Annotated in this window: 15 protein-coding genes; 7 read left to right on the forward strand and 8 right to left on the reverse strand. The window is 71.7% G+C overall.

Annotated features, from left to right (window positions below; genetic code table 11):
* Window positions 1–39: 39 nt before the first annotated feature.
* A complete protein-coding gene (locus J8N05_RS15010) occupies window positions 40–1530 on the forward strand; it encodes an HtaA domain-containing protein (RefSeq protein WP_210883201.1) in 1491 nt (496 codons plus the stop codon).
* Between the two features lie 68 nt (window positions 1531–1598).
* The gene (locus J8N05_RS15015) at window positions 1599–2243 is read left to right on the forward strand and encodes a PhzF family phenazine biosynthesis protein (protein ID WP_210883202.1); all 645 of its coding nucleotides are present in this window, start codon (window positions 1599–1601) and stop codon (window positions 2241–2243) included.
* Between the two features lie 468 nt (window positions 2244–2711).
* Here the strand turns inward: J8N05_RS15015 and J8N05_RS15020 are convergent, their stop codons facing one another.
* Window positions 2712–3371 carry a biliverdin-producing heme oxygenase gene (locus J8N05_RS15020; RefSeq protein ID WP_210883204.1) on the reverse strand — a complete coding sequence of 220 codons (660 nt, stop codon included), beginning with the start codon at window positions 3369–3371 and terminating at the stop codon, window positions 2712–2714.
* 182 nt (window positions 3372–3553) lie between these two features.
* Complete coding sequence (map, locus tag J8N05_RS15025) at window positions 3554–4411, reverse strand: type I methionyl aminopeptidase (protein WP_210883205.1); 858 nt, start codon at window positions 4409–4411, stop codon at window positions 3554–3556.
* A 58-nt stretch (window positions 4412–4469) separates the two neighbouring features.
* Between map and J8N05_RS15030 the strand changes: the two genes are divergently transcribed.
* Complete coding sequence (locus J8N05_RS15030) at window positions 4470–4700, forward strand: SPOR domain-containing protein (RefSeq protein WP_210883206.1); 231 nt, start codon at window positions 4470–4472, stop codon at window positions 4698–4700.
* Window positions 4701–4906: 206 nt separating this feature from the next.
* Here J8N05_RS15030 and J8N05_RS15035 read toward each other — a convergent pair whose 3' ends face one another.
* Together J8N05_RS15035 and J8N05_RS15040 are read right to left on the reverse strand one after the other, a co-directional pair.
* A complete protein-coding gene (locus J8N05_RS15035) occupies window positions 4907–6211 on the reverse strand; it encodes an MFS transporter (protein ID WP_383943065.1) in 1305 nt (434 codons plus the stop codon).
* An 81-nt stretch (window positions 6212–6292) separates the two neighbouring features.
* The gene (locus J8N05_RS15040; RefSeq protein WP_210883207.1) at window positions 6293–6907 is read right to left on the reverse strand and encodes a hypothetical protein; all 615 of its coding nucleotides are present in this window, start codon (window positions 6905–6907) and stop codon (window positions 6293–6295) included.
* 113 nt (window positions 6908–7020) lie between these two features.
* On the opposite strand from J8N05_RS15040, the gene J8N05_RS15045 reads away from it, so the two are divergent.
* The 3 genes from J8N05_RS15045 to J8N05_RS15055 all read left to right on the forward strand — a co-directional run bounded on the left by J8N05_RS15045 (window position 7021) and on the right by J8N05_RS15055 (window position 9213).
* A complete protein-coding gene (locus J8N05_RS15045; protein WP_210883208.1) occupies window positions 7021–8160 on the forward strand; it encodes a sialidase family protein in 1140 nt (379 codons plus the stop codon).
* 37 nt (window positions 8161–8197) lie between these two features.
* Window positions 8198–8902 carry an NADPH-dependent F420 reductase gene (npdG, locus tag J8N05_RS15050; protein WP_210883209.1) on the forward strand — a complete coding sequence of 235 codons (705 nt, stop codon included), beginning with the start codon at window positions 8198–8200 and terminating at the stop codon, window positions 8900–8902.
* A gap of 116 nt (window positions 8903–9018) precedes the next feature.
* A complete protein-coding gene (locus J8N05_RS15055; RefSeq protein ID WP_210883211.1) occupies window positions 9019–9213 on the forward strand; it encodes a hypothetical protein in 195 nt (64 codons plus the stop codon).
* Window positions 9214–9215: 2 nt separating this feature from the next.
* Here J8N05_RS15055 and J8N05_RS15060 read toward each other — a convergent pair whose 3' ends face one another.
* Window positions 9216–10016, reverse strand: a complete 801-nt coding sequence (locus J8N05_RS15060; protein ID WP_210883212.1) for a site-2 protease family protein — start codon at window positions 10014–10016, stop codon at window positions 9216–9218.
* Window positions 10017–10229: 213 nt separating this feature from the next.
* Here J8N05_RS15060 and J8N05_RS15065 point away from each other — a divergent pair, with 213 nt between their 5' ends.
* Entirely contained in the window at window positions 10230–13592 is a 3363-nt protein-coding gene (locus tag J8N05_RS15065; protein ID WP_210883213.1) for an AfsR/SARP family transcriptional regulator, read from the forward strand.
* Window positions 13593–13601: 9 nt separating this feature from the next.
* Here the strand turns inward: J8N05_RS15065 and J8N05_RS15070 are convergent, their stop codons facing one another.
* The 3 genes from J8N05_RS15070 to panB form a co-directional block, all read right to left on the reverse strand.
* Window positions 13602–14432 (reverse strand): ABC transporter permease, encoded by an 831-nt coding sequence (locus J8N05_RS15070; protein ID WP_210883214.1) that lies wholly within the window; start codon window positions 14430–14432, stop codon window positions 13602–13604.
* Window positions 14429–15496, reverse strand: a complete 1068-nt coding sequence (locus J8N05_RS15075; RefSeq protein ID WP_210883215.1) for an ATP-binding cassette domain-containing protein — start codon at window positions 15494–15496, stop codon at window positions 14429–14431. The genes J8N05_RS15070 and J8N05_RS15075 overlap by 4 nt, the downstream gene beginning before the upstream one ends.
* Before the next feature lie 335 nt (window positions 15497–15831).
* A complete protein-coding gene (gene panB / locus J8N05_RS15080; RefSeq protein ID WP_210883216.1) occupies window positions 15832–16698 on the reverse strand; it encodes a 3-methyl-2-oxobutanoate hydroxymethyltransferase in 867 nt (288 codons plus the stop codon).
* Window positions 16699–16807: the final 109 nt, after the last annotated feature.

The following is a 16807-nucleotide window of genomic DNA, read 5'->3' on the forward strand; positions in this document are numbered from 1 at the left end:
ACACACTGCACGCACCCTGAACCGAGGAGATCCACGACCATGGCCGCCAACCGCCGCCGTCCCATAGCCCTTGCCGCAGCCTGCGCGACCGCCGTCACGCTCGGCGCCACCGCGCTCGCCGTCACGTCCGCCTCCGCCGCCGAAGTACCGCTCAAGGGTTACGAGTTGACCTGGGGCATCAAGGAGTCGTACCGCAACTACGTGACGGGCATGGCGGCCGGCACCTTCACGCCCGAGGCCGGTGCCACGCAGGCCAAGGACAACGGCGTGTTCACCTTCGTCAACGGCACCGGGAGCTACGACTCCGAGGCCCACACCGTCGCACTCGGCTTCGAGGGCACCCTGAACATCGTCTCCAAGGCGCACGGCTTCGAACTGAAGCTGTCCGACGTGAAGTTCGACAGCAAGGACGCGAGAGTCACCGCCGATGTGACGAAGGCCGGTACGACCCAGCAGGACGTGCCGCTCGCCGAGGTCACCGTCAACCGCACGATGACGGACATGACGACCAAGCTGACCAAGGAGGCGGGCGACGTCTTCGGCAGCTCCTCCTACACGGGTGCGGCCGGCGACCCCCTGACGGTGGTCGAGAAGAAGGCCGAGTCGCCGTCCCCGACGCCCACGGACACCACCACCCCGCCGGCCACCCCGACCGGCACCCCCACGAGCACCCCGACCACCACCGCCACCCCCAAGCCGACGGGATCGGCGACCCCGAAGCCCTCGCCCACCGAGGCCGCCACCAAGGGGGACATCAGTTACGGCACGCTCGGCTGGGGCGTGAAGCAGTCCTTCCGTACGTACGTCGTCGACGGCGTCGCCAAGGGCAAGATCACGGTGTCGGGCGGGGCGGAGCAGGCCTCCGGCAACGGCGTCTTCACCTTCCCCGACGCCACAGGCACCTACGACACGGACGCCGACACCCTCAAGGCCTCCTTCAAGGGCTCGGTCAACTTCAAGGGCCATGAGGACAACGGCACCTACGGTCTCGACCTCACCCTCAGCGACCTGAAGGCGGAGATCGACGGCGGCTCCGGCAAGCTGACCGCCGACGTCGAGAGCCTCGGTGAGAAGTCCGAGGACGTGACCCTCGCCGAACTCAAGCCCAAGTCGGCCGACCTGACCGCGGAGAAGGACGTCATCACCCTCGACGACGTCACCACCACCCTCACCAAGGCGGGCGCGGAGGCCTTCGGCGGCTTCTACCAGACCGGCGCCGAACTCGACCCGGTCGACATCGCGGTGGCCCTGACCGCGGACGCCGAACTCCCGGACACCGACCCGACGTCGACGTCCGGAACGGGTGGCACGACCGGTGGCACCACGGGCGGCACGACCGGTGGGACCACCGGGGGCGGCGCGGGCACGACCGGGTCCACCACGGGTGGTGTGACCGGGAACCTCGCCTCCACCGGCTCCGACGTCCCCGTCGGCGCGCTCGGAGCGGCCGCCGCGGCCACCGTCGCGGCTGGCGCGGGTGTGGTGTTCGCGGTACGCCGCCGCCGGCTGACGGACTCCACCCAGGCCTGACCGGCCTGAACAGCCCGACCGGGAAGTGCCCGCACCACACGTCGTCGTCATGATGTTTGAATGCCGGAGTGACTGATTACGACGTGGTGCGGGTCTTCTGCGGGCCCCGCGGCGAGTACGGCAATGAACTCGGGGTGGTACGGGAGGGTTCCGTCCTCCCCGAGCGGGACGAACGGCAGGCGTTCGCGGCGAAACTCGGCTTCAGCGAGACGGTGTTCGTCGACGACCCCGAGCGCGGGGTCATCGACATCTACACGCCCAGCGTGCGGCTGCCGTTCGCCGGATACCCCTGCGTGGGCGTGGCCTGGCTGCTGGACGTACCCGAACTCGTCACGCCCGCGGGCGTGGTGGGCACCCGGCTGGACGGCGAGTTCACCTGGATCGAGGCGCGCCCGGAGTGGCCGCGGCCGCGCACGCTGCGGCAGTTCGCCACCGCGGCCGAGGTCGAGGCGCTGGCCGTGCCGCCTGCGGGGGAGTGGCTGTACGCCTGGGCGTGGGAGGACGAGGCGGCGGGACGCGTCCGGGCGCGCGGCTTCCCTGGCCGGGGTGACGGCATCGACGAGGACGAGGCGACGGGTGCGGCGGCCCTCCAGCTGACAGCGCAGCTGGGGCGTGCCCTGAACATCGTCCAGGGCACGGGCTCCCAACTCCTCACGGCGCCGCAGCCGGAAGGCTGGATAGAACTGGGCGGCAGGGTCTTCCTGGAACGCTGACACGTTTTGGTCGGGGCGGGTGGGGGATGTCCAGCGCGGGTCCGTTGTGGCTGGCCGCGCAGTTCCCCGCGCCCCTTAAAGGCGGGGCTGCGCCCCGGCCTGTGGTCCCGTGCGGGTCCGGTGGGGGTTGGCCGCGCAGTTCCCCGCGCCCCTTAAAGGACGGGGCTGCGCCCCGGCCTGTGGTCCCGTGCGGGTCCGGTGGGGGTTGGCCGCGCAGTTCCCCGCGCCCCTCAAAGGCGGGGCTGCGCCCCGGCCTTTGCCCCGGCCTTTGCCTTTGCCTCTGCGCCCTCAGGGGCGCGGTTGCGCTTCGGCCTTCGCCCACCCAGGGGCGCGGGGAACTGCGCAATCTTTTGCTTTTCGCCCTTAGGGGCGCGGGGAACGGCGCAGTCTTTTGTTTTTAGGGGCGCGGGGAACTGCGCGGCCAGCCACAACGGACCCGCACCCGAGAACGCGACCCCCAGTGGAACGTCACGCGCTGATGCGGAACTCTTCTCCCAGTGCCCGAAAAACCCCCGTGTTCAGCGCGAACGCCCGCCGGCACTCGGCAACAACCCGCTGCTTCTCCAGGTCGTCCACGGGAAGCGCGTCAAGCAACTCCCGATACCCCCGCTTGAACGCGGCCGGATTCCCGATGTCCTCGAAGACATAGAACCGCACCCCGTCCCCCTTGCGCGCGAACCCCCACGTCTTCTCCGCCGTCCCGCGAATGATCTGCCCGCCGGAGAGATCCCCGAGATACCGCGTGTAGTGATGCGCCACGTACCCGCCGGTCCACGTACGCGCGCACTCGGCGACCCGCGCCGCGTACTCCAGCGTCGCCGGCAGCGCGGTGACGCCGTCCCGCCACCCCGGCCCCCGCAGATGGGCGAGGTCCCGCTCCAGCGAGGCGAGCCGCATCAGCTCGGGCTGGATGAACGGCCCCGCCACCGGGTCGCCGGAAAGATCCCGCGCACCCGACTCCAGCGCCTCGTACACGAACCACAGCTGTTCCGTGTAGCGCGCGTACGCCTCCACGCCGAGCCTGCCGCCGAGCAGGTCGCTCATGAAGGTCGAGGTCTCCGCCTCCACGTGCTGCTCGTGGGACGCGGTGCGGATGAGCGTCGAGAACGGCGTACTCGACGATGTCATGAGGACCTCCGGGGCTGAACGGGGGAGACGGGAGCCGAACCAATCTTCTATGGTTAGGCTTACCTAAGTCAATGGGTTCCCGACGCCCTGTCGGTAAAAACGTACCCCGAATTTCCGTCGCTTCCACATAAAAGAAAAGAACCGCCCGCTCTCGACGAGCGGGCGGTTCGATGGCAGGCTGGCTACGGGAGCGTGAGAACCTCGGCCCCGCTGTCCGTGACGACCAGCGTGTGCTCGAACTGCGCGGTCCGCAGCCGGTCCTTCGTGACGACCGTCCACCCGTCGTCCCACATGTCGTAGTCGTACGAGCCCAGCGTCAGCATCGGCTCGATCGTGAACGTCATCCCGGGCTGCATCACGGTCGTCGCGTGCGGGCTGTCGTAGTGCGGGACGATCAGCCCGGAGTGGAACGACGAGTTGATGCCGTGCCCGGTGAAGTCCCGGACGACCCCGTACCCGAACCGCTTCGCGTACGACTCGATGACCCGGCCGATGATGTTGATCTGGCGGCCGGGCCTGACCGCCTTGATGGCCCGCTCCAGCGACTCCCGGGTCCGCTCGACCAGCAGCCGCGACTCCTCGGCCACGTCGCCGACGAGATACGTGGCGTTGTTGTCGCCGTGCACGCCCCCGATGTACGCCGTCACGTCGAGGTTGATGATGTCGCCGTCCCGCAGGACCGTGGAGTCCGGGATGCCGTGGCAGATCACCTCGTTCACGGAGGTGCACAGGGACTTGGGGAAGCCGCGGTAACCGAGCGTGGACGGGTAGGCGCCGTGGTCGCACATGTAGGCGTGCGCGACCCGGTCCAGTTCGTCCGTGGTGACGCCGGGCGCGATGAGCTTCGCGGCCTCGGCCATGGCTTGCGCGGCGATCCGGCCGGCGACACGCATCGCCTCGATCGTCTCGGGGGTCTGCACCTCCGGCCCGGTGTACGGGGTCGGCGCGGGCTTGCCGACGTACTCCGGGCGGCGGATGTTTCCGGGCACGGAACGGGTGGGGGACAGTTCCCCTGGGACGAGCAGCGACTGGCCAGACATGCCAGCGAGTCTAACCAGCGGAGATGGGGGAACATGTCGGTGGCGAGAGGAGCTGGTCATGGCCCTGTTCAAGAAGCGGACGGTCGGTAAACCGGGCGAGTGGTACTACTGCCTGGAACACAAGAAGGTGGAGGAGGGCCCGGAGTGCCCGGCGAAGGACCGCTTCGGTCCGTACGCGTCCCGCGAGGAGGCCCAGCGGGCGATGGACACGGCCCGTGAGCGCAACCTCGACTGGGAGACGGACCCCCGCTGGCACGACCCCGCCGCAGGAAGCGCAGACGAAAACTGACCCTCTTTCCCCCACCCACCCGCCCACCAAGAGCACTGGACGAAGCCCCCGCGCCCACCCCCCCCCAGGGGCGCGGGGAACGGCGCAATCTTTTGCCTTTCGCCCTCAGGGGCGCGGGGAACAGCGCAGTCTTTGGTCTTTGCTTTTAGGGGCGCGGGGAACTGCGCAGTCTTTTGGCTTTCAAGGGGGCGCGGGGAACCGCCCGCTCACCCCCCACCGGCCCGCAGGGACTTCATCCGCACCGCATGCTCGTTCGTCCGCACGTCGTACGTCATCAGCTTCGGCAGGCACACCGCCAACGCCCCCACCGCGGCCACGCACAGCACACCCCCGGCCCACACGGACGCCCGCACGGAGAACACCGCGGCCATCCCACCCGCCCGGACCTGCCCCAGCTGCGGCCCGGCCGAGTACGACAGCAGCTCGATCCCTGCGAGCCGCCCCCGCAGCTCGTCGGGGATCGTCTGGTTCCACATCGCCGCCCGGAAGATCCCGCTGACCATGTCGAAGCAGCCGGCCAGCGTCAGGAACAGCAGCACCAGCCACACGTCGTGCACCGCCCCCGCGGCCACCATCGCGAGCCCCCAGCACGCCGCCGCGAACACCACCATCCGCCCGTGCCGATGGATCCGCGAGGCCCACCCGCTCGTCAGGCTCACCAGCAGCGACCCCGCAGGCAGCGCCGCGTACATCAGCCCGAGCGACCACTCGGCGTCCAGCTCGTCCGCCAGGAAGGGCAGCACGGCGAGCGGGAAGGCGAAGAACATCGCGGCCAGGTCGATCGCGTACGTACCCAGCAGTTCCTTGCGGCTCCACGCGTACCGGGCGCCCTCCGCGATCGACCTCAGCGACGGCTTCGCCGCCTCGTGCGCGGCGGGCGACGCGGCGAGCCCCACGGCGAGGACGAGCGAGACGACGAACGTGCCGAGGTCCGCGGCATAGGCCCAGCCGAGCCCCGCGTAGGCCACGACGAGCCCCGCGACCGCGGGCCCGGCGACCCCGCCGACCGTCCAGCGCAGCGAGTTGAGCGCGGCGGCGGCCGGCAGGTGCTCGTGCCGGACGATCCGCGGGGTGAGCGCGTCGAGCGCCGGCCGCTGCACCGCGACGAGCGCGGAGGACAGCGCGGCGACGACGTACAGCGGCCACACCAGCGGCTCCGGCAGCAGCGCGTTGACCAGCAGGACGGCAGACAGCACGCCCTGCCCCGCCTCCGTCCATATGATCAGCTGCCGCTTGTCCAGGGCGTCGGCGAGCGCCCCGCCGTACAGCCCGAACACGATCAGCGGTACGAGTTCCACGGCACCGATCGCGCCGACGGCGACCGCGGAACCGGTCAGCTCCTTCATCTGCACCGGCAGCGCGACGAACGTCAGGAAGCTGCCGAAGTTGGTGATGAGCCCGGCCACCCACAGCCGCCGGAAGTCGGCGGAGGTCCGCCACGGCGCGAGATCGGGCAACAGCGCCCGCCACCGCGAATCGGCCTTGGGCTCGGGCTTGCTCAGTTCCGTCACGACGGGACATGCTGCGGTCGCGACCCCGCCGCGGACAAACGCTTTTTCGACCGGAGCGGCCCTGCCCGGGCGGCCCTCGGCTCACCACCGCGCGGGCGGCGGCGCCGTCAACCGGTCCGCCAGCCGCGCCAGCCGGTCGGTGAACCGCCGCCGGCTCCGGGGCGCGGGCAGCGAGTTCTCCCCGGTGGCCGCGCTGACCAGATGCTGAACGGTGTCCAGATCGAGCCCCGTGTCCGGGCCCTGTTCGCGCGGCACCGCCAGCGCCTCGTGCGCCATCGCGTGCAGTTCGCGGTCGCCCGAGTCCAGCGCGAGGACCGTCGCCCCGGCCCGCCGCGCGTCGTGCACCCGTTCCAGGAGCGGCGCCCCGGGCGCGCCCGGCGCCACGACGAGCAGCGTCTCGCCGCGCCGGGCCGCCTCGATCCGGCCGAGCCCCACCGCCAGATGGGCCGGGTCCCCGGGCCGCGCCCCGTGCCGTACCAGCGTCGGTGTCAGCTCCGGAGTGCCCGACCAGGCGGCCTCGTCCACCAGATGGGCGGCGAGGTGCCAGGGCTCGTACTCCGTCGTCCCCACCAGCAGCAGCCCGCCCCCGTACGGCAGCACGGACGACCGCAGCGCCCCCGCGAACCGCCGTGTGGCGCCCGGCCACTCGGTCCCGGCGAGCACTTCACGCAACAAGGCCACCCGTACGGCATCCATGGGGCCGCATCCTGCCGCAGCCGACTGCCCGTCAGACGCCGTTCACGGCGAATTCGCCCATCCTGGGCAGAGTGGCCCGTTCACCTTCACCCGGCCGGCAAGGAGAGGTATCCATGACCAGCACCGAGCCAAGCCCAGAGCCGAGCCCCGGGCCGAGCAGTGAGGCCGACGCCGCCGCCGACAGCCAGGTGTCCGTGCCGTTCCGGGCCGGGCAGGAGGGCTACGCGAGCTTCCGTATCCCGGCCGTCGTCGCCACCGGCGAGGGAACCCTGCTCGCCTTCTGCGAGGGCAGGGTCGGCTCCCGGGACGACTTCGGCCACATCGACATCGTCCTGAAGCGGTCCACGGACGGCGGAGTGACCTGGGGGCCGCTCCAGGTGGCCGCCTCGAACGGCGAGGCGCTCGCCGGGAACCCCGCCCCCGTCGTCCTCGACACCGGCAGGATCCTGCTCGTCCACGTGTGCAACGCCGCCCTCGCCACCGAGGACGCCATCCGCCGGGGGAAGGTGGGCGCCGCCGACGGGCGCCGCGTCTGGGTCCGGCACAGCGACGACGACGGCCGTACCTGGTCCGGCCCGCGCGAGATCACCGCGCAGGCGAAGAAGGCGCCCTGGCGCTGGTACGCCACCACTCCCGGCCACGCCCTGCAGCTCACCACCGGCCGGGTCGTCGTCCCCGCCAACCACTCCCTCCCGCCGACCGGCACGGACACCGGCACCGAGGGCAAATACAACGGCGGGCACTGTCTGCTCAGCGACGACCACGGGGCGACCTGGCGCATCGGATACGTCGACGACAACCCCGGCAACTACGTCAACGTCAACGAGACCACCGCCGCCGAACTCCCCGACGGCCGCGTCTACTTCAACACCCGCAACGACTCCACCGCCCCCGGCACCCGCGCCGACGCCTACTCGCGGGACGGCGGCCTGACCCTGGTCAAGCCCTTCCGCCCGCAGGCAGGACTCGTCGGCCCCGTCGTCGAGGGCAGCCTGCTCCAGCTTCGCGCACCCGACGTGCTCCTCTACTCGGGCCCCGCCGACCCCGGCTTCCGCGCCCTGATGACGGTCCGCGCCAGCACCGACGACGGCGTCACCTGGCGCACGGCACACACGGTCGACGGACTGCCCGCCGCCTACTCCGATCTCGTCCGCGTCGACGACGACACGGTCGGACTCCTCCACGAGACGGGCGACTTCGGCGCGTACGAGACGATCACCTTCCGGCGGATCCCCGTGACGGCCCTCACGTGAGCGGCGCCGACCGGAACCACGCACGTAAAGTCGGCCCATGACCTCTACTGACAGTGCACAGAAGGCCCCCGCCAAGGACCCCTGGGACCTTCCCGACGTCTCCGGGCTCGTCGTCGGCGTACTCGGCGGCACCGGTCCGCAGGGCAAGGGTCTCGCCTACCGGCTGGCCCGCGCCGGGCAGAAGGTGATCATCGGTTCGCGGGCCGCGGAGCGCGCGCAGGCCGCCGCCGACGAGCTCGGACACGGCGTCGAGGGCGCCGACAACGCCGAGACCGCCCGCCGCAGCGACATCGTGATCGTCGCCGTGCCGTGGGACGGACACGGCAAGACCCTGGAGTCGCTGCGGGAGGAACTGGCCGGCAAGCTCGTCGTCGACTGCGTGAACCCGCTCGGCTTCGACAAGAAGGGCGCGTACGCGCTGAAGCCCGAGGAGGGCAGCGCCGCCGAACAGGCCGCCGCGCTGCTGCCGGACTCCCGTGTCACCGCCGCCTTCCACCACCTGTCGGCCGTGCTGCTCCAGGACCCGCAGATCGAGGAGATCGACACCGACGTGATGGTGCTCGGCGAGGAGCGCGCCGACGTCGAGATCGTCCAGGCGCTGGCCGGCCGCATCCCGGGTATGCGCGGCATCTTCTCCGGGCGGCTGCGCAACGCCCACCAGGTCGAGTCGCTGGTCGCGAACCTCATCTCGGTGAACCGCCGCTACAAGGCCCACGCGGGCCTGCGCCTCACCGACGTCTAGGACCGCGTCAGGGGGCCCGGCGGACGTGGGGGACACTGGAGCCGAGCAGTGTCCCCCTCCGGAACCCGCGCGCCGCGGCGCCGGGCCCCCGGAGTTCCCCGACAGGAGCAGACCCCATGTCCCGACTCGCCCTCTACGCCCTCGTCGTCTGCGTCCTCGCCACGGCGGCGGCCGTCGTCTCCTTCGTCCAGGGCAGCTGGCTGGGGATCGTGTGGGTGCTGCTCGCGGGCCTGTCGTCCAACATGACCTGGTACTACGTGCGCCGGGACCGGATGCGCCGCAGGGCGTCGGCGCCCTCCGTCACCGGCTGACGTCACCCGCCGATCGAGCAGTACTGGTCCGTCTCCGTCCAGAACCGGTAGAGGTTCTGCCCGCAGTACGTCCTGATCTCGTCGATGCCCAGCGTCCGCAGCAGCGCGTCGATCGCGTCGAAGAACTGGTTGTTCACCTCGGGGATCCACAGGATCGCGAAGACGAAGAGCAGACCGAAGGGCGCGTACGGCTCCACCTGGCGGCGGATCTTGTACGACAGCCAGGGCTCGATGACGCCGTAGCCGTCCAGGCCCGGGATCGGCAGGAAGTTCAGCAGCGCGGCCGTGACCTGCAGCAGCGCCAGGAACGCGAGGGCGAACTGGAAGTCGGCCGGTACCCCGTCCAGCGCGTCCAGCCAGAACGGGGCGGTGCAGACCACCGCGAACAGCACGTTCGTCAGCGGGCCCGCCGCCGAGATCAGGCTGTGCTTCCAGCGGCCCCGGATCCGGCTCCGCTCGATGAACACCGCGCCACCCGGCAGCCCGATGCCGCCCATGATGACGAACAGGACCGGCAGCACGATGCTGAGCAGCGCGTGCGTGTACTTCAGCGGGTTCAGGGTCAGATAGCCCTTCGCGCCGATCGAGATGTCGCCGCTGTGCAGGGCCGTGCGCGCGTGCGCGTACTCGTGCAGACAGAGCGAGACGATCCACGCCGCCGTCACGAACAGGAACACGGCGACGCCGGGCTGCTCGGCGAACCCGGTCCAGGTCGCCCAGCCGGTCACCGCCGCGACGGCCACGATCCCGATGAACACGGGGCTGATCCGCCGGTCGCTGTGCCGGCCTGTGGCGGTGGTCATGGGGTGGGGCTCCCTGGAATGTTCGAACGGGCTGGGCGTGCCGGTTAGACCGTACCGGTGGTGTGGGGGGAACGTCCTCAGGAGGGTCGGAGGTTCCTGCGACCCTCCACCCGCGCCCCAGGGCCTGTCTGACAGGCCCTTGGCCCCTTCCCGGCCGTCCCCGGTTCACGCCGGTCCAAAATCCGGGGCGGGGCAGGGGCGCAGACAGGGACAATGGTCTGCGTGCGCTATCGCATCCTCGGCACCACCCAGGCACTCCGCCCCGACGGCACCCTCGTTCCGGTCGGCGGGGCGCGGCTGCGCGCCCTGCTGACGGTGCTCGCCCTGCGCCCCGGCCGGACCGTGTCCGTGACCGCGCTGGTCGACGAGGTCTGGGGCGCGGACCCCCCGGCCGACGCCCCGGGCGCGCTCCAGGCCCTGGTGGGCCGGTTGCGCAAGGCGCTGGGCGCCGACGCGATCGGCTCCGACGAGGGCGGCTACCGGCTGCGCGCGGCGGCCGACGACGTCGACCTGCACCGGTTCGAACGGCTCGCGGGCGAGGGTTCGCGCGCGCTGGCCGACGGCGACCCCGGCAAGGCGGCCGTCATCCTGGACGACGCCCTGGCCCTCTGGCAGGGCCCGGCCCTCGCCGATCTCCCGGACCGTACGGCGGAGTCGTCGCGCCGGGAGGCCCGCCGGCTCGACGCGCGGCGCGCCCGTCTCGGCGCCGCCCTGGCCCTCGGCCACGCCGAGCAGTCCCTGCCCGACCTCACCGCCCTCTGCGACACCCACCCGCTGGACGAACCGCTCCAGGCGCTGCGCCTGCGGGCCCTGCGCGACGCGGGCCGCGCGGCGGAGGCCCTGGCCGCCTACGAGTCCGTACGCCGCCTGCTGGCCGACCGCCTGGGCACGGACCCAGGTCCGGAACTGCGCGCCCTGCACACCGAGCTGCTGCGGGCCTCGTACAGCGGCGGTCCCGAGGCCGCCCCGGGCGGAAGCGGCTCCGAGGCGGCGCAGGGGCGACGCGGTGGCGCCCCGCGCGAGCGGCCCGGGGCGCTCGGGAATCTGCGGGCCCGGCTCACCTCATTCGTCGGGCGGGACGGCGATCTGGCCACCATCCGCGGGGACCTCGCCGGAGCGCGCCTCGTCACCCTGCTGGGGCCGGGCGGCGCCGGGAAGACCCGGCTGTCCCAGGAGGCGGCGGAGAGCGTCGCCCGGGACCTGCCCGACGGCGTGTGGCTGGCCGAACTCGCGCCCGTCGCCGACCCGGACGCCGTCCCCGAGGCCGTCCTCACCGCGGTCGGCGCCCGGGAGACCGTGCTGCGCGGCGCCGGCGCCGAGGAGCTGCGGGCCGTCACCGACCGGCACGACGACCCGCTGGTCCGGCTCACCGAGCACTGCGCCAAACGCCGCATGCTGATCGTCCTCGACAACTGCGAACACGTCGTGGACGCCGCCGCCCGCCTCGTCGAGCAACTGCTCGAACGCTGCCCCGGACTGACCGTACTGGCCACGAGCCGCGAACCCCTCGGCGTACCGGGGGAGTTGCTGCGGCCCGTCGAGCCGCTGCCCGAGCCGTACGCGCTGAGGCTGCTCGCCGACCGGGGCGCCGCCGCCCGGCCCGGCTTCCGGATCGAGGACGACCCGGAGGCCGCCGCGGAGATCTGCCGACGCCTGGACGGACTGCCGCTCGCCATCGAACTGGCCGCCGCCCGGCTGCGGATGCTCACCCTGCGCCAGATCGCCGACCGCCTCGACAACCGCTTCCGGCTGCTCACCTCCGGCAGCCGTACGGTCCTGCCGCGCCAGCAGACCCTGCGGGCCGTCGTCGACTGGTCCTGGGACCTGCTGGACGAGGACGAACGCGACGTACTGCGGCGGCTGTCCGTCTTCGCCGGCGGCTGCGACCTCGCCGCCGCCGAGGCGGTCTGCGGACCCGCCGCGCTGGAGGCGCTCGGCTCGCTGGTCGACAAGTCCCTCGTGGTGGCCGCCCCTTCGGGCGAGCACGCGGGGGAGGGGGCGGACGAGAGCGCGGGCCCGGGCGACGGCGCCATGCGCTACCGGCTCCTGGAGACCGTCGCCGAGTACGCGGGACAGCGCCTCGACGCGTCCGGCGAGCGCACCGCGACCGAGCGCGCCCATCTCACCTACTACCGCGAACTCGCCCGCACCACCGACCCGTTGCTGCGCGGCCCCGGCCAGCGCGCGGCCATCGAACTGTTCCAGCTCGAAAGCGAGAACACCCGCGCCGCACTGCAACGCGCCGTCGCCGCGCAGGACGAACAGGAGGCGCTCTGCCTCGTCCTGTCCCTCGCCTGGTACTGGCAGATCCGCGACCTGCGCATGATCACCCGCAACTGGACGCGCGAGGTCATGGCGATGGGCCCCGACCCCTTCGCGCCACCCACCGAACGGGCCGTCCCGCTGTACGAGTCCTGCATCGCCGGGCCGCCGCCCATGAGCCAGGACGTCCTCGTGGAGGCCAGGCGCGGCATCCATCTCCTCCATCTCGCCTGTATGGACCTGGAGCTGGACACCTGGCAGACACCGGAGGCGGAGGCCAAGCTGCTCGCCGTCACCGAGGCCTACGAGCCCGGGCTCCCGCAGGTCTGCCGCAACCCCGGCTACCTCTGGTTCTTCGCCGTGCTGCTGACCGGCGACATGGACCGGCTGCGCCGGGTCATCGACGCGAGCGTGGAGACCTGCCGGCGGCTCGGCACCCGCTGGGAGCTGGCCGTCGCCCTGCAGATGCGGGCCAACATGCTCGCCAACCGCGCCGACTGGGCGGGGGACGCGACCCGGGACGCCGACGAGTCGCTGGAGCTCTTCGTGGGCCTCGAAGACGCCTGGGGCGCCGCCGAGGCGCTCTCCGCGCGGGGCGAGGCCCATGAACGCAAGGGCGACTACCGACTCGCCGCGACGGACTACGAGACGGCCATCACCCACGCCGAACGCCTGGGCGCCCGCGCCCAGATGGCCATCCTCAGCACCCGGCTGGGCAGCGTGCTCATCGACGCGGGCGAGACCGGGCGGGGCGAGCGGCTGCTGCGCGAGGTCCTGGAACAGGGCGACGGCGCGCAGAACGAGGCCATGCCCGGGGCCCGGCTCTTCCTCGCGATGTGGCTCGGCCGCACCGGCCGCGTCGCCGAGGCGCGGGCGCAGATGGAACGGCTGTGGGAGGACTTCGGCGCCGTCCGGTTCGTGGTCTTCGACGGGTTCGTCATGGGCGTGGAGGCCTGGCTGGACTCGCAGGAGGGCCTGTACGACGAGGCGGTGGTGAAGGTGCGGGGAGCCCTGGAGCGGGCCAAGGACCCCCTGACCCAGATGATCGCGCCGCACATGTTCTCGGTGCATCTGGCGACCGCGTCCATCGCCCTCGCCGGGGCCGAGGGCGGCCGGCGCGCCGAGGACGCCGCCCGGTGCCTCGGCGCCGCCGATGAACTCCTGCCGCCCGGGCACTTCCGGGCCGTCGTGGAGCACGAGATCAGGGGACAGGCCGAGGCGGCGGCGCGCGAGATCCTCGACGACCGGGCGTACGACGCCGCGTACGCGCAGGGCGGCGGCCTCTCCTTCGAGGAGGCCGCCGCCCTGGTCTGACAGAGGTCGTCAGGTCTTGGTGCGGTACTTGTGGATGGCGACCGGGGCCATCACCACGGTGATGACGAGCGACCAGAGCAGCGTGATCATGACGTCGTGGGCGACCGGCTGGCCGCCGTTCATCAGACCCCGGGCCGCGTCCGCGAGGGACGACAGCGGGTTGTAGTCGGTGAACGTCTGGAGCCAGCCCGGCATGGTGGACGGCGGCGAGAAGATCGAAGAGCCGAACTGCAGGGGCATCAGCACGAGGAACCCCATTCCCTGGATGGCCTGGGCGTTCTTCATCACCACGCCCATGGTCAGAAAGATCCACATGATGGAGGAGCCGAAGACCAGGGCCAGGCCGATGGCGGCGAACAGGCCGGGGACGTTCGACACGGACAGGCCGAGCAGGAAGCCGACCCCGAGCAGGATCGCCGTGGCGAGCAGCAGCCGGCCGATCTCGACGGAGATCTTGGCGATCAGAACCGAGGCACGGGAGATCGGCAGGGACCGGAAGCGGTCCATCACGCCCGTCTGGAAGTCCTGGTTGAAGCCGGTGCCCACGCCCATCGCGATGTTCATGCCCATCATCGCCATGAGGCCGGGGACGACGTAGTTGACGTACTCGTCCTGGTTGCCCTTGCCGGCGATCGCGCCGCCGAAGACGAACACGAAGAGCAGCGTGAAGACGATCGGCATCAGGATGACGTCGAACATCGACTCCGGGTCCTGGCGGATCCACAGCACGTTGCGGCGGACCAGGGCGCTGATGTGGCGCAGATGGGCGCGTATGCCGACGTGCGGATCGTCGTCGGTGCCGAGCGCCGCGGGCGCCTCGGTGACGGTGGCGGCGCTCATACGGCGGCCTCCTCGTAGGACTCGTGGGAGCGGTCGGCCGGGATGTCCCGCGGGTCGTCCGGATCGGTCGGTTCGCTGGCCCGGTGGCCGGTGAGGGAGAGGAACACCTCGTCCAGGCTGGGCAGTTCGGTGCTGAGGCCGGCGAGGGTGATGCCCCGGGCGGTGAGCGCGCCGACCACGGCGGTCAGCTGCTCGTCGCTGAGGATCGGGACGAGGACCGTGCCGGTGGTGATGTCCACCGTGGCGCTGCCCGGTCCCGTGAGGCCGAACTCGTCGAGCGCCGTGGCCGTGGGGCGCAGCTCCAGCGGGTCGGCCGGGCGGATGCGCAGGGTGCGGCCGCCGACCTTCGCCTTCAGCTCGTCGATGCCGCCGTTCGCGATGACCTTGCCGCGGTCGATGACCGTCAGCTCGTTCGCGAGCTGCTCGGCCTCCTCCATGTACTGGGTGGTGAGCAGCACGGTGACACCGTCCCCCACCATCCGCTTGACCTCGCCCCACACTTCTTGCCGCGTACGGGGGTCCAGGCCGGTCGTCGGCTCGTCCAGGAACAGGACGGTCGGACTGCCGATCATGGACGCGGCGAGGTCGAGGCGGCGCCGCATGCCGCCGGAGTACGTGCTCGCCGGGCGCTTGCCCGCGTCGGTGAGCGAGAAGCGCTCCAGCAGTTCGTCCGCGCGGGTGCGGGCGTCCTTGCGGGTCAGGTCGAGGAGCCGGCCGATCAGATAGAGGTTCTCGCGCCCGGAGAGCTTCTCGTCGACGGAGGCGTACTGGCCGGTGAGGCCGATCACGCGGCGCAGGCGGCGGGGCTGGCGCACGACGTCGAAGCCGGCGACCGTGGCGCGGCCCGCGTCGGGTATGAGGAGGGTGGAGAGGATGCGTACGAGGGTCGTCTTGCCGGCGCCGTTCGGGCCGAGCACGCCGCGGACGGTGCCCTCGCGTACGTCCAGGTCCACGCCGTCCAGTGCTTTGGTCTCGCCGTAGTGCTTGACCAGTCCCCGGACGCTGACGGCGTCGGGGCGGCCGGGGCCGCCGTCCTGCCGGGGCTCGTTGTCGATTCGCGTCATGCCACCCAAACTCGCACCCCCCACCGACAAACCACCGACAGCTCACCGACAGGCTCCGCCTGGGGGGTGGGCCTAAAAGATTGCGCAGTTCCCCGCGCCCCTGAAAAACGAGGCCCAGCGTCGGCCGACGCCCGGTGGGGGCGGGCCTGAACGATTGCGCAGTTCCCCGCGCCCCCAGGTACCTGGGGGCGCGGGGAACTGCGCAAAAGGGGGACGAGGGGGCGGAGCCCCCATGCAGTGACGGGATGGGTAGGGGCGGCGGGGGCGGGAAAAAACGGCAGCCCGCCGACGGGGGAAATCGGCGGGCTGCCTTCTTGCCGCAGTGGACCAGTGCGTCAGTGGACGGAGTGCTCCTCCTGAGGGAACGTTCCGCCGATGACATCGTCGGCGAACGCCTTCGCCGCATCCCCCATGACCCGCCGCAGATCCGCATACTGCTTCACGAACCGCGGCATCTTCCCACCCGTGAGCCCGAGCATGTCGGTCCACACGAGCACCTGCGCGTCCGTCTCGGCCCCCGCCCCGATCCCGACGGTCGGAATGTGCAGCACACGCGTGACCTCGGCGGCCAGCTCCGCCGGCACGAGCTCCAGCACGACGGCGAACGCCCCCGCGTCCTGCACGGCCTTGGCGTCACGCAGCAACTGCTGAGCCGCCTCCTCGCCGCGCCCCTGCACCCGGTATCCCATGGAGTTCACGGACTGCGGCGTGAGCCCGATGTGCGCCATCACCGGGATGCCCGACTCCACGAGCAGCTTGATCTGCTCGTGCGAGCGCTCACCGCCCTCCAGCTTCACGGCCCCGACCCCGGCCTCCTTCACCAGCCGCATGGCCGAGCGCAGCGCCTGCACCGGCCCCTCCTGGTACGACCCGAACGGCAGGTCGCCCACGATGAGGGCGCGCGAGGTGCCCCGGACGACCGCGGCCGACAGCATGGCCATCTCGTCGAGGGTGACGGGCACGGTGGTCTCGTAGCCCAGGTGACAGTTGCCCGCGGAGTCGCCGACGAGCATGACCGGGATGCCGGCCTCGTCGAAGACGGACGCGGTCATCGCGTCGTACGCGGTGAGCATCGGCCACTTCTCGCCGCGCTCCTTGGCCACCGTGATGTCGCGGACAGTGATACGGCGTGTGCCCTTGCCTCCGTACAGCGCCCTGTTGCTGCTGTCGGTGGTGTTCTGGGCAGCCGAAAACTGCGTCATTGCAACGGCTCCTTCTGTCATCTCGAAGCGCCCTGACGGCGTCCCCGGATCCCCTCCATGGTGGCACCTCGTGCCACAGAACGGCTAGAGGGGTCACCGTGGCCCTCGT

Source organism: Streptomyces liliiviolaceus, from assembly GCF_018070025.1.
In the GTDB taxonomy this organism is placed as follows: domain Bacteria; phylum Actinomycetota; class Actinomycetes; order Streptomycetales; family Streptomycetaceae; genus Streptomyces; species Streptomyces liliiviolaceus.